We start from the raw sequence: 12,521 nt of genomic DNA, 5'->3' as shown, positions 1-12,521 counted from the left end.
GTCACACCCGTTCCCATTCCGAACACGGCAGTTAAGCTCTTCAGCGCCGATGGTAGTTGGGGGTTTCCCCCTGTGAGAGTAGGACGCCGCCAAGCTATACTTTATAATAAATGTACCATTCATACCGTCGCGGGGTAGAGCAGTCCGGTAGCTCGTCGGGCTCATAACCCGGAGGTCGCAGGTTCAAATCCTGTCCCCGCAATCATGAAAAAAACGAAACGATGTTTCGTTTTTTTATTTTTACGAATCAATTGAATAATTTTTTGTGAAATAAGCCATACTATAATTAATGTTATGTTTTATTAATCCAGTCTTTTTAAAAAAGGAAAAGAAATTCCTTGCTTATCAGAACGATTTGTATTATAATAATATAAGTCTTAAAGAAAAAGTATAATGTTTGGTGGCGATAGCGAAGAGGTCACACCCGTTCCCATTCCGAACACGGCAGTTAAGCTCTTCAGCGCCAATGGTAGTTGGGGGTTTCCCCCTGTGAGAGTAGGACGTCGCCAAGCTGTACTTTTTATATAAATGTATCATTCATACCGTCGCGGGGTAGAGCAGTCCGGTAGCTCGTCGGGCTCATAACCCGGAGGTCGCAGGTTCAAATCCTGTCCCCGCAATCATGAAAAAAACGAAACCTTTGTTTCGTTTTTTTTGTTTTACCGGATTTTCATCTTATAATATCCATAACTTATTTGTTTCTTCTTTTGAAACAAGGTACACTACATATAGAATCTTTTTTTGAATCAATGGTGAATGAATGCGTTTTTTATAGGTAGAATTTAGCCCTTTTTTAACTGGGGATCAATTACTTAATTGAATGATAAAGGTGACGGATATATGCAACATTTCGAATGGATTTCTGAAAATGAGGAAGAGACGGCACAGTTTGCGCAGGAATTGGCTAAGAGGCTTCGCAGTGGCGATGTACTGGCTTTAGAGGGAGATTTAGGGGCAGGGAAAACTGCATTTACTAAAGGCCTTGCTAAGGGATTAGGGGTCTCACGTACGGTGAATAGCCCTACCTTTACGATTATAAAGGAATACAACGGTCGCTTACCCTTATATCATATGGATGTATATCGGGTAGGAGAGTCAGAAGAGGATTTAGGTTTTGATGAATATTTTGATGGCGATGGTGTGACAGTCGTGGAATGGGCCCATTTAATAAAAGACCAACTCCCCGAGGACATTCTGACCATTAATATTTATCGTCTTGGTGATACGAGTCGCCGATTTGTTTTGGAAGCTCATGGCGAACGGTATGTTATGTTATGTAAGGAGATAATTTCATGAAGGTTTTAGCGATAGATACATCGAACTTTACTTTAGGGGTTGCTTTAATAAATGGTACCCAAGTGATCGGAGAGTACACGACGAATTTAAAGAAGAACCATTCCGTTCGGGTGATGCCTGCAATCGAGTCTTTATTGAAGGACTGTGATACGTCTCCTAAAGAGCTGACTAAAATCGTTGTCGCTCAGGGTCCTGGATCTTATACAGGAGTTAGAATTGGCGTAACGATAGCAAAAACATTGGCCTGGACACTGAATGTTCCATTATCCGCTGTTTCTAGTTTAGAAGTGCTAGCAGCGAATGGCCGTTATTTTGATGGTTTGGTTTCCCCATTGTTCGATGCTAGACGTGGCCAGGTATATACAGGGTTATATGAATTTGATCATGGCACGTTAAAAACGGTCACGGAAGATTGTAATATTCTAAGCTCTGAATGGGCGATGAAGGTAAAGGAATACAATCGACCAGTATTGTTTGTTGGCCAGGATGTGGAGATTCATCGTGAGGCCATTACAGACGTACTGGGGGATTTAGCTGTCTTTGCTCCTGTACAGTTGTATAATGCAAGACCAAGTGAACTTGCTTTTATTGGTTTGAATAAGGATGAAGTCGATATACACCACTTCGTTCCCAACTATATTCGTATGGCTGAAGCCGAAGCAAAGTGGCTTGAACAGCAGGGTAAATAAAATAAAAGGAAAGCGACCGATTATGATGAGCAAAACAATGACGTTTCGTAAGATGAAAACGGAAGATATCGAGCAAGTGTTGAACGTGGAAAAACAGTCCTTCACTTTGCCTTGGAGCCGGGAAGCTTTCTTTAATGAACTGAATCATAATGAATATGCTGTTTATATGGTTATTGAAGATGAGGGGAAAATTGCCGGTTATTGCGGGGCCTGGATTGTCATTGATGAATCGCATATTACCAATATCGCCATTTTACCCGAGTATCGAGGGCAAAAGCTTGGTGAAGCCCTGCTAAGAAAAATGATAGAAATCTCGATCAACATGGGGGTGGTCCGGATGACGCTAGAAGTTCGGGTCAGCAATGCTGTAGCCATTTCCCTCTATGAAAAACTGGGCTTTCAAAAGGGCGGAATACGGAAAAGATATTATACAGACAATCAAGAAGATGCTTATGTTATGTGGGTGAATTTCAGATGAAAAAAGATCAATTGATATTGGGTATTGAAACGAGCTGCGATGAGACAGCTGCAGCCGTCATTAAGAATGGAACAGAGATAGTAAGCAATGTTGTGGCTTCCCAAATAGAAAGCCATAAACGGTTTGGTGGTGTCGTTCCGGAAATAGCGTCTCGTCACCATGTTGAGCAGATCACCATCGTATTGGAGGAGGCCCTGCTTCAAGCTGGTGTGACATATGAGGATTTGGATGCCATAGCTGTCACTGAAGGCCCAGGGTTAGTAGGAGCCTTGTTAATAGGCGTTAATGCAGCCAAAGCCATTGCTTTCGCGCATGGAATCCCTCTTGTGGGAACGCACCATATTGCAGGACATATATATGCGAATAGACTGGTACAAGAAATACAGTATCCTGCCCTTTCTTTAGTCGTATCAGGTGGACATACCGAATTGGTGTTATTGACTGAGCCTGGTTCCTTTAAAGTAATTGGGGAAACAAGAGATGACGCGGCAGGCGAGGCTTACGATAAAGTCGCAAGAACACTGGGGCTTCCGTATCCTGGGGGTCCACATATCGATAGACTTGCTCATGAGGGGACACCATCTTTGAAACTGCCAAGGGCTTGGTTAGAAGAAGGAAGCTATGACTTTTCTTTCAGCGGCTTGAAATCAGCTGTCATTAATACCTTGCATAATGCAGAACAACGTGGCGAAAATATTGAGCCGCAGGACTTAGCGGCAAGCTTCCAGGCGAGTGTTATTGAGGTTCTTGTGAAGAAGGCCGTCAAGGCTGCCAAGGAATATGAAGTGAAACAGGTATTGCTTGCTGGAGGAGTTGCTGCCAATAAAGGGCTCAGAAATGCTCTTACGGATGCTTTTTCAGGTTTGTCAATGGACCTGGTCATTCCTCCCTTACATCTTTGTACGGATAACGCGGCGATGATCGGTGCTGCAGGCAGCATCATGTTTGAAAAGGGAAAACGCTCAGGACTAGATTTGAACGGAAATCCTGGGTTGGATATAGAAGTTTTCTAATGAAGGCAGGATACCGAACTTTGGTATCTTGTTTTTCTGTTTTTTACAAATCATGCTTATTTTGTGGATAAAATTTTTTCACTATTCAAAACACCTGTGTATAAATAGCAATTTTGTGGATAAGTGGATAAATTTTTGTGGATAGTGTGGGTAAACTAAAATAATGTTGATTCAGTCGTGCTTGTTATGTGTATAAGACTGTGGATAACTTATTGCTTCATAAGAAAAAGACTGAGTCACATGACCCAGCCTTCATCTTACTCTTCTAATTCGGCCCATTCTTCCAGATACTGATCTAATGTTTCTTGTGCCTTGTCCAGTTTCGTCTGTATGTCCATCACTTTTTCATGGTCTTGGAAAACCGCTGGGTCACATAGAAGCTCATTATATTCGGTAATTTCTGTTTCCAGCAATTCCATCGCCGATTCAATCTCTTCGATTCGACGTTTGCGTTGCCGTTCTGCTTTTTTCGTTTCTTTATCCAGTTTATAATTTGTTTTTTCGACCTTTATTTCTACTGTATTTGCCTTACCCTGTTGTTCAAGGGCTTCAATTTCAGCTTGCTCTTGTTTTTTCTCTACATAGTAATCATAATCCCCAAGGAATTCTTCATTGCCGTCCTTAGATAGCTCTATGATTTTTGTTGCGATTCGATTAATGAAGTAACGGTCATGCGAGACAACAAGAATGGTTCCAGGATAATCGATCAAAGCATTTTCAAGGACTAACTTGCTCTCCAGGTCCAAATGGTTAGTCGGTTCATCCAGAATCAAAAAGTTTCCCTTTTCCATCATCATTTTCGCTAAAGCAAGGCGGGCCTTTTCCCCACCGCTCAAAGTCGAAACGGTTTTCAACACATCGTCCCCGCTAAAAAGGAAATTGCCGAGCACTGTCCGGATATCTTTCTCCGGTTTAGTCGGGTAATCATCCCATAGTTCATTCAGGACGCGTTTATTGGAAATGAGATTGGCTTGTTCTTGATCGTAATAACTGACCTCGACATTGGTTCCAAAGCGGAATTCCCCGGAAATCGGAGGGAGCTTTGAAATGACGGTTTTCAATAATGTAGATTTACCGACACCATTCGGTCCGACGAGGGCAATGCTTTCGCCTTTTGTCATCCGGGAGTTAATGTTTTGAGACACTGCTTCCCCCGCATAGCCGATGGCCAAGTCTTGAAGGTGAAGCACTTCATTGCCACTTTGTTTTTCTATTTGGAAGGAAAAATTGGCGGATTTCTCATCACCTTGAGGCTTGTCCAATACGTCCATCTTTTCCAGCTGTTTACGTCGGCTTTGGGCTCTTTTGGTTGTCGATGCCCTCGTTATATTACGTTGGACAAAATCTCGCAGTTTTTCTATTTCCCCTTGCTGTTTCTCGAATTGCTTCATTTCCCGTTCATAGTCTTCCGCTCTTCTTTCTAAGTAGGAGCTGTAATTTCCATAGTACTTTTTCATGTTATTCCGTGAAATTTCATAGACCTGATTGACAACTTTATCGAGAAAATAGCGATCATGGGATACAATAAGTACTGCACCCTGATAGCTTTGCAAATATTGTTCAAGCCAAGAGAGTGTCTCGATATCCAGATGGTTTGTAGGCTCATCCAGTATTAAAATATCAGGTTTCTTTAAAAGTAATTTCCCCAAGGCAAGGCGTGTCTTTTGACCACCGCTCAATGTGGAAATTAAAGTGGAATGATCAAAATCTCCAAATTGGAGACCATGTAAGACAGAGCGGATATCCGCTTCATATTGATACCCGCCCTGTTCTTTGAATGTAACCTGGAGGGCATCATATTCACTTAACACCTTTTGGTAACGTATTTCATCTTCAAATGTTGCGGGGTCGGCCATGGTAGCCTCGAGTCGCCGTAGTTCTTTTTCTTGTCCAATCAGTTTTTCGAATACAGTCAGCATTTCGTCCCAAATGGATAGTTCGGATTCCAATCCAGTATCCTGGGCCATATAACCGATTGTAATGTCTTTTGGCTTGATGATTTCGCCACCATCATGAGAAATTTGACCGGCTATAATTTTTAGCAAGGTCGACTTTCCTGCTCCATTTCGACCGACTAGGGCAATCCGGTCTTTATTTTGAACTTCAAGCTTCATATTTGATAAGATTAGCTCAGCACCATAATATTTCGATAGTTGATTGATTTGTAATAGAATCATGGATTTCACCTCAATTGATTATTGTTAGTGTAACGTATTATAGTATTTAACGGCAACAGCTTTGGTTTTAAAGGTGAAAAACAAGCTGTTACATAATGTAGGATAATAGTGTATGATTTAGGAGGGGTAATTTTATGAGCGATTTAACGCATTTTAATGAACAAGGCAGAGCCAAAATGGTTGATGTGAGCACGAAGCCAGAGACAATCCGGACGGCAACAGCTCAATCCAGCATCTTATTGAACGAAGAAATATATGAAAAAATCACGAATCAACAAATGAAAAAAGGTGATGTATTGGCGGTAGCACAGGTTGCAGGCATCATGGCCAGCAAAAATACATCCAATATCATTCCGATGTGTCACCCCATTTCCCTACAAGGGGTCAATATAGCTTTTGATTGGGAAAAAGAAGAAAAAGGGTACCGGCTTAAAATTGAAACACAGGTTAAGACAAAGGGTAGTACAGGTGTTGAAATGGAAGCGTTAACAGCAGCATCTGCAACCGCATTAACGGTTTACGACATGTGTAAGGCACTGGATAAAGGAATGATTATCGGGCCTACATTTTTAGTGGAGAAAACAGGTGGCGTGTCCAGCAGTGATTACAAAAGGCAGCTAAATCAAATGTAATCGTTTTAAAAGCATGTATAAAGGCGGGGAAGAACAATGAACCATGACCCAAAGATACCGCAAGCAACGGCTAAAAGGTTGCCCTTGTATTATCGATTTTTAAAAAACTTACATTCCTCAGGTAAACAAAGAGTTTCCTCTGCTGAGCTGAGTGAAGCTGTAAAGGTAGATTCAGCAACGATCCGCCGCGATTTTTCCTACTTTGGAGCACTTGGAAAGAAGGGCTACGGCTATAATGTCAATTATTTATTGTCTTTCTTCAGAAAAACATTGGATCAAGATGAACTGACAAAAGTAGCCTTAATTGGAGTGGGGAATTTAGGGACTGCCTTTTTAAATTACAATTTCATGAAAAACAATAATACAAAAATTGAAATGGCATTTGAAGTTTCTGAAGACAAGGTCGGAAAGACCATCGCTGATGTGCCGATCTATCATATGAACGAAATAGACACACTTTTGCAGGAAAACAATATTACGGTAGCGATTTTGACGGTCCCTGCCCAAGAGGCCCAGACGATAACCGATCGTTTGGTTCAGGCTGATATAAAAGGGATACTGAATTTTACTCCAGCCAGGCTGACTGTACCCCCATCCATAAGGGTTCATCATATTGATCTGGCGGTTGAGCTTCAATCGCTGATCTACTTTTTAAAGCACTATCCTGTAGTAGAAGAAGCTGTTCTAGAAGAATAAAAACACGCTGCGATTATGCAGCGTGTTTTTTATTTTTTGTTATTCTTTTGTATGGACTTAATTTTAAAGTGGATGAGAATCATACGGATCCCAGATCCCAAGTCAAGAGTCGCAATCAATACAAGGATATAGGCGAAAAATCCCCATCCGGAAGAATTGACTGTCTGGACGGCAATCGTTGTAAAGAGAATGCCCAAGCCTGCGTATACGATTCCGATGAATAAAGGTGACTGACGTTTCATAATAAACCTCCGATAAAGGCTTGTGCAGTATCTGACATTTTCTCGATATCTTCTCTATATACCACCTGAATAATGACAACAAGGGTATTCATAGCGACATGTGCGGCTATGGATACGAGAATACGGCCCGTTTTGGCATATAGGAAGGCAAAAGTGAAGCCCATTGCTGCATATAAAAGAAGATGTTCGAGTTCACCGTGTGCCAAGCCGAAAATAACCGAGCTGAGTAAAGCCGAAATGAAGAAATTAAAGCGTTTATAAAGCGATCCGAAAATAATTTTCCTGAAAATGATTTCTTCCAAAATAGGACCGATCACAGAGGTAACGAATATGACCATCGGAACTTTATAAATGAGTGAAACCAGATTTTGAGTATTTTCAGATTCAGTCTCCACCCCAAGCATTTGTTCGATGTTCCCAGCTATATTTTGAGCGAAAAAGGCTAGGAAGACACCCGCTATTGCCCATAGGAAGGACACGGGAACCGAAGTCTGTGTAAGCTCAGTATTTTCCTTCATATCTTTTCGCAACAAGAATAGAATCACTATTAGTGCTGCAAGAAAACTGAAGACGATCCAGTAAGCGGCCGATTTAACTTCGAGCTCATCACTTGGTATGCCCATTGCAGAACCAATCACCGTGAAAATCGGCATTCCGACAATACCCGATAATTGCATGGCAATGTAAGTAATGATGACGAACCAATATTCTTTTTTCAAAAATGAAAACTCCTTTAATTAAGTCCGCCATTTTTTTAGAGTCCTGACATGGGGACAATCTATAAACGTATATAAAAAGGGTATCAAAAAACAGCCCATAACACCACTTATAGGTATATAAAAAGAGAACATTTCCAAAAAACATTTTAGGAATCATTATCCTAGAGTAGTATACCCGAAATTTATCAGAAATTAATAAAAAAAATTCAACAAGATACTTGCAAAAAGGGCTCGATTTATTTAATATTATAAATGTGTTAGCACTCGGTGTTGATGAGTGCTAATAAATCAGGCAATTGATTTAAGAGAAAATGAGGAGGTTGTTTCACTTGTTAAAACCATTAGGTGATCGCGTTATTATTGAATTAGTTCAATCTGAAGAAAAAACGGCAAGCGGTATTGTTCTTCCTGATACTGCAAAAGAAAAGCCACAAGAAGGTAAAGTCGTAGCGGTTGGTACAGGCCGTGTCCTTGAAAATGGCGAACGTGTTGCTTTAGAGGTTGCCCAAGGCGATCTAATTATCTTCTCAAAATATGCTGGTACTGAAGTTAAATACGAAAATAATGAATACTTAATCTTACGTGAAAGCGATATCTTAGCTATCATTGGCTAATTATACATCATACTTAACTGAACGAAAATTTTTCTTAAAATGATTAGGGAGGTACTTATACATGGCTAAAGAAATTAAATTTAGTGAAGAAGCTCGCCGTTCAATGCTTCGTGGCGTTGACGCTCTTGCAGATGCAGTAAAAGTAACGCTTGGACCAAAAGGACGTAACGTGGTTCTGGAGAAAAAATTCGGTTCACCGCTTATTACCAATGACGGTGTAACAATCGCTAAAGAAATCGAATTAGAAGATGCTTTCGAAAACATGGGTGCGAAATTGGTTGCTGAAGTAGCAAGCAAAACAAATGACGTAGCTGGTGACGGAACGACTACTGCAACGGTTCTTGCGCAAGCAATGATCCGTGAAGGTCTTAAGAACGTAACAGCTGGTGCTAACCCAATGGGTATCCGTAAAGGGATGGAAAAAGCGGTTAATACTGCGATTGCAGAATTAAAAGCCATTTCTCAACCTGTTGAAAACAAAGAATCGATTGCACAAGTTGCTGCTATCTCTTCAGCTGATGAAGAAGTAGGACAATTGATTGCAGAAGCTATGGAACGTGTAGGTAACGACGGCGTTATCACAATCGAAGAATCAAAAGGCTTCACAACTGAATTGGACGTAGTAGAAGGTATGCAATTCGATCGCGGATATGCATCTCCATACATGGTAACTGATTCAGATAAAATGGAAGCGATTCTTGAAAATCCATATATCTTAATCACTGATAAAAAAATCACGAACCTTCAAGAAATCCTTCCTGTACTTGAGCAAGTTGTACAACAAGGAAAACCACTATTATTGATTTCTGAAGACGTGGAAGGCGAAGCACTTGCAACTCTTGTTGTGAACAAACTTCGTGGAACATTCAATGCAGTGGCAGTTAAAGCTCCTGGATTCGGTGACCGTCGTAAAGCTATGCTTGAAGACATCGCAGCTCTAACAGGCGGCGAATTGATCACGGAAGAAATCGGCCTTGACCTTAAATCTGCAACAATCGATTCTTTAGGACGTGCTTCTAAAGTCGTTGTTACAAAAGAGAACACAACAATCGTTGAAGGTGCTGGAGACACAGCTCAAATTCAAGCTCGTGTAAACCAAATCCGTGTTCAATTAGAAGAAACAACTTCTGAATTCGACCGCGAAAAACTACAAGAACGCCTTGCTAAATTAGCTGGTGGAGTAGCAGTAATCAAAGTCGGAGCAGCTACTGAAACAGAACTTAAAGAACGTAAACTTCGTATTGAAGATGCATTGAACTCTACTCGTGCTGCTGTTGAAGAAGGAATCGTAGCCGGTGGTGGTACAGCTCTTCTAAACGTATACAATAAAGTGGCAGAAATCGAAGCAGAAGGCGACGTAGCAACAGGCGTGAAAATCGTTCTTCGTGCAATCGAAGAGCCGATTCGCCAAATCGCTCACAATGCTGGACTTGAAGGATCTGTAATCGTAGAACGCCTTAAAGGCGAAGCAATCGGTACTGGCTTCAATGCCGCTACTGGAGAATGGGTGAACATGATCGAAGCGGGTATCGTCGATCCTACTAAAGTAACTCGTTCAGCTCTACAAAACGCTGGATCCGTGGCTGCTATGTTCTTAACAACAGAAGCAGTTGTTGCTGATAAACCAGAACCTGCTGGCGCTGGCGGCGGAATGGGAATGCCTGACATGGGCGGAATGGGCGGCATGATGTAATAACTCCGCTTGAAATTCAGTGAAAATAGTAATGTTTTCCTGAATAAGATCTGAAAAAGAGGTTTTCCATGAGTTCTTTGAACTTTTTGGGAAGCCTCTTTTTTCACATGAAGATAAACATGTCTTCATTCTTGTGCCAGAATCGTTTCATTATTTGTGAAAGACTTACCCCTGCCTCAGCTAAGAGAGGGCATCAAGCCGTATATGCGAAAACAATATTGAAACAACGTATTTCGTCTTTATCTTTATTTTTCCTCTTTTGTATTTCCTCTGTCACGACAAAAGCAAGATCATCATTTCCGAATAAGGATTATACCCCCATAATGGTTTCATCCGATACTTCACCGGCTTCATCTTTTGTTACGGTTAATTCGATGGCTCAATGCCAGGTTCGAGATCATGATTGATGCACCACTGCGAAAAGACGAGGATCATCATCTTTTCTTGACCTTGGCAGTTTTCGATGATTTTTTCTTCCAATTATTTCTGATTCATATAAATACTCCTTTGAAGGATTTAACAAGATTAGTATACACCCATCCCTTTTTTTCAAATTTATCCCATACGACTATTCCATTTTCTATGTTATAGTTCAATATTGAACTATAAAAATCAGATGAACGATTTTATAATTATTTCCTAAAACTAAACGAAACAAAATAAAATTTAAATGAGGTTAAATATATGAGTGTATTAACGGTTACAGACCTAAACCATGGTTTTGGCGATCGTACGATTTTTGATAATGTTTCCTTCCGCTTGTTAAAAGGTGAACATATAGCTTTAATTGGGGCAAATGGCGAAGGTAAATCGACGTTTATGAATATCATTACAGGGAAACTTCAGCCTGACGATGGAAAAATAGAGTGGTCAAAGCACCAACGAGTCGGTTATCTTGATCAACATACGGTTTTACAAAAGGGAATATCAATCCGTGACGTATTAAAAACGGCTTTTCAATATCTCTTTGACGTTGAAACGAATATTAATACCATTTATGAAAAGATTTCAGATGTTACACCTGAAGAAATGGAAAAGTTGTTAGAGGAAGTTGGGACATTACAGGACATATTAACAAATAATGATTTCTATATTATTGATTCTAAGGTAGACGAAGTGGCACGTGGCCTTGGACTTGATGGTATAGGATTAGAAAAAGATGTTAATGATTTAAGCGGTGGGCAACGAACGAAGGTTTTATTAGCTAAGCTTTTACTTGAGAAACCAGATATTCTTCTTTTAGATGAGCCTACAAACTATTTAGACGAACAACACATTGAGTGGTTAAGACGTTACCTGCAAGAATACGATAACGCTTTTTTATTAATTTCTCATGATATTCCATTTCTTAATAGCGTTGCAAATGTGATCTACCATTTAGAAAATCAGAAATTAAATCGCTACGTGGGTGATTACAACCATTTCCTTATTGCCTATGAAGCTAAAAAAATACAAGTTGAAGCTGCCTTTAAGAGACAACAATCAGAAATTGCTAGTTTAAAAGATTTTGTAGCTCGTAATAAGGCAAGGGCATCTACCAGCAGCCTTGCCATGTCGAGACAGAAAAAACTCGATAAAATGGATGTTATTGAAATAGCACAGGAACGACCAAAACCTGATTTCAACTTTAAAGAAGCAAGGACCTCAGGTAAATTAATTGTTGAGACGAAAGAATTTGTCATTGGATACGATGAGCCACTTTCAAAGCCGTTAAATCTTTATATAGAGCGTGGACAAAAAGTAGCTTTAGTTGGAGCAAATGGGATTGGTAAGACTACACTCCTTCGTAGCATGCTCGGAGAAATAAGATCTCTTTCTGGTTCACTTGAACGCGGTGAACATCAGTATATTGGATATTTTGAACAAGAAGTGAAAACGAAAAATCAAAACACGTGCATCGAAGAAATATCGAATACGTTTCCTCAGTTAAGCCAAGGACAGGTACGCGCTGCTCTTGCGAGATGTGGGTTAACTAGAAAACATATTGAAAGTAAAATATCCGTATTAAGTGGTGGAGAGCAATCGAAAGTCCGGTTATGCAAACTCCTTAACCAAGAAAGCAATATCCTTGTTTTTGATGAGCCAACCAACCATTTGGATAAAGATGCAAAAGCTGAGCTAAAACGAGCTTTGAAATCGTATAAGGGAAGCGTAGTCCTTATCTCTCATGAACCTGATTTTTACCAAGACGTAGTAACAGATATTTGGGACGTAGAATCATGGACAACGAAAACCATCTAAACTTGAACGATCCGAGTAGGAGTCGCCATTT

The 12,521-nt window shown here is 40.4% G+C and carries 12 protein-coding genes, 2 tRNA genes, 2 rRNA genes and 1 pseudogene; 13 read left to right on the top strand and 4 right to left on the bottom strand.

Features of this window, described 5'->3' with window-relative positions:
* The 8 genes from rrf (ACIQXR_RS19135) to tsaD form a co-directional block, all read left to right on the top strand.
* Positions 1–95: ribosomal RNA gene (gene rrf / locus ACIQXR_RS19135) — 5S ribosomal RNA — on the top strand; the annotation flags it as partial.
* A gap of 33 nt (positions 96–128) precedes the next feature.
* Positions 129–202, top strand: a tRNA-Met gene (locus tag ACIQXR_RS19130).
* A 194-nt stretch (positions 203–396) separates the two neighbouring features.
* Positions 397–512 (top strand): 5S ribosomal RNA (gene rrf / locus ACIQXR_RS19125).
* Between the two features lie 34 nt (positions 513–546).
* Positions 547–620 (top strand) — tRNA-Met (locus ACIQXR_RS19120).
* Positions 621–840: 220 nt separating this feature from the next.
* On the top strand, positions 841–1,296 hold the full coding sequence (gene tsaE / locus ACIQXR_RS19115; protein WP_402875439.1) for a tRNA (adenosine(37)-N6)-threonylcarbamoyltransferase complex ATPase subunit type 1 TsaE: 456 nt from the start codon (positions 841–843) through the stop codon (positions 1,294–1,296).
* Complete coding sequence (tsaB, locus tag ACIQXR_RS19110) at positions 1,293–1,985, top strand: tRNA (adenosine(37)-N6)-threonylcarbamoyltransferase complex dimerization subunit type 1 TsaB (RefSeq protein ID WP_402875440.1); 693 nt, start codon at positions 1,293–1,295, stop codon at positions 1,983–1,985. The genes tsaE and tsaB overlap by 4 nt, the downstream gene beginning before the upstream one ends.
* Positions 1,986–2,010: 25 nt before the next feature.
* On the top strand, positions 2,011–2,463 hold the full coding sequence (gene rimI / locus ACIQXR_RS19105; RefSeq protein WP_402875441.1) for a ribosomal protein S18-alanine N-acetyltransferase: 453 nt from the start codon (positions 2,011–2,013) through the stop codon (positions 2,461–2,463).
* Positions 2,460–3,476 carry a tRNA (adenosine(37)-N6)-threonylcarbamoyltransferase complex transferase subunit TsaD gene (gene tsaD, locus ACIQXR_RS19100; RefSeq protein ID WP_402875442.1) on the top strand — a complete coding sequence of 339 codons (1,017 nt, stop codon included), beginning with the start codon at positions 2,460–2,462 and terminating at the stop codon, positions 3,474–3,476. Before rimI ends, tsaD begins: the two co-directional genes overlap by 4 nt.
* A 257-nt stretch (positions 3,477–3,733) precedes the next feature.
* On the opposite strand, the gene ACIQXR_RS19095 is transcribed toward tsaD, so the two are convergent.
* Positions 3,734–5,653: an ABC-F family ATP-binding cassette domain-containing protein gene (locus tag ACIQXR_RS19095; protein WP_402875443.1), complete on the bottom strand. Its 1,920-nt coding sequence runs from the start codon at positions 5,651–5,653 to the stop codon at positions 3,734–3,736.
* 134 nt (positions 5,654–5,787) lie between these two features.
* Between ACIQXR_RS19095 and moaC the strand changes: the two genes are divergently transcribed.
* On the top strand, positions 5,788–6,285 hold the full coding sequence (moaC, locus tag ACIQXR_RS19090; RefSeq protein ID WP_402875444.1) for a cyclic pyranopterin monophosphate synthase MoaC: 498 nt from the start codon (positions 5,788–5,790) through the stop codon (positions 6,283–6,285).
* A 36-nt stretch (positions 6,286–6,321) separates the two neighbouring features.
* The gene (locus tag ACIQXR_RS19085) at positions 6,322–6,981 is read left to right on the top strand and encodes a redox-sensing transcriptional repressor Rex (RefSeq protein WP_402875445.1); all 660 of its coding nucleotides are present in this window, start codon (positions 6,322–6,324) and stop codon (positions 6,979–6,981) included.
* Between the two features lie 29 nt (positions 6,982–7,010).
* Here ACIQXR_RS19085 and ACIQXR_RS19080 read toward each other — a convergent pair whose 3' ends face one another.
* Together ACIQXR_RS19080 and ACIQXR_RS19075 are read right to left on the bottom strand one after the other, a co-directional pair.
* Entirely contained in the window at positions 7,011–7,223 is a 213-nt protein-coding gene (locus tag ACIQXR_RS19080; protein WP_402875447.1) for a YdiK family protein, read from the bottom strand.
* A complete protein-coding gene (locus tag ACIQXR_RS19075; protein ID WP_402875449.1) occupies positions 7,220–7,942 on the bottom strand; it encodes a CPBP family intramembrane glutamic endopeptidase in 723 nt (240 codons plus the stop codon). The genes ACIQXR_RS19080 and ACIQXR_RS19075 overlap by 4 nt, the downstream gene beginning before the upstream one ends.
* 329 nt (positions 7,943–8,271) lie before the next feature.
* On the opposite strand from ACIQXR_RS19075, the gene groES reads away from it, so the two are divergent.
* Both groES and groL read left to right on the top strand, forming a co-directional pair.
* Positions 8,272–8,556: a co-chaperone GroES gene (groES, locus tag ACIQXR_RS19070; RefSeq protein WP_402875451.1), complete on the top strand. Its 285-nt coding sequence runs from the start codon at positions 8,272–8,274 to the stop codon at positions 8,554–8,556.
* 61 nt (positions 8,557–8,617) lie between these two features.
* Positions 8,618–10,249 (top strand): chaperonin GroEL, encoded by a 1,632-nt coding sequence (gene groL, locus ACIQXR_RS19065; protein ID WP_402959449.1) that lies wholly within the window; start codon positions 8,618–8,620, stop codon positions 10,247–10,249.
* A 193-nt stretch (positions 10,250–10,442) separates the two neighbouring features.
* On the opposite strand, the pseudogene ACIQXR_RS19060 reads toward groL, so the two are convergent.
* A pseudogene (locus ACIQXR_RS19060) lies at positions 10,443–10,687 on the bottom strand (hypothetical protein).
* A 246-nt stretch (positions 10,688–10,933) separates the two neighbouring features.
* Here ACIQXR_RS19060 and ACIQXR_RS19055 point away from each other — a divergent pair.
* Positions 10,934–12,490: an ABC-F family ATP-binding cassette domain-containing protein gene (locus ACIQXR_RS19055; RefSeq protein ID WP_402875489.1), complete on the top strand. Its 1,557-nt coding sequence runs from the start codon at positions 10,934–10,936 to the stop codon at positions 12,488–12,490.
* Positions 12,491–12,521: the final 31 nt, after the last annotated feature.

Source organism: Peribacillus sp. NPDC097224, assembly GCF_044761985.1.
GTDB lineage: Bacteria > Bacillota > Bacilli > Bacillales > DSM-1321 > Peribacillus.
The sequence above is the reverse complement of the archived record's forward strand: the minus strand, read 5'-3'. Positions and strand labels throughout refer to the sequence as shown.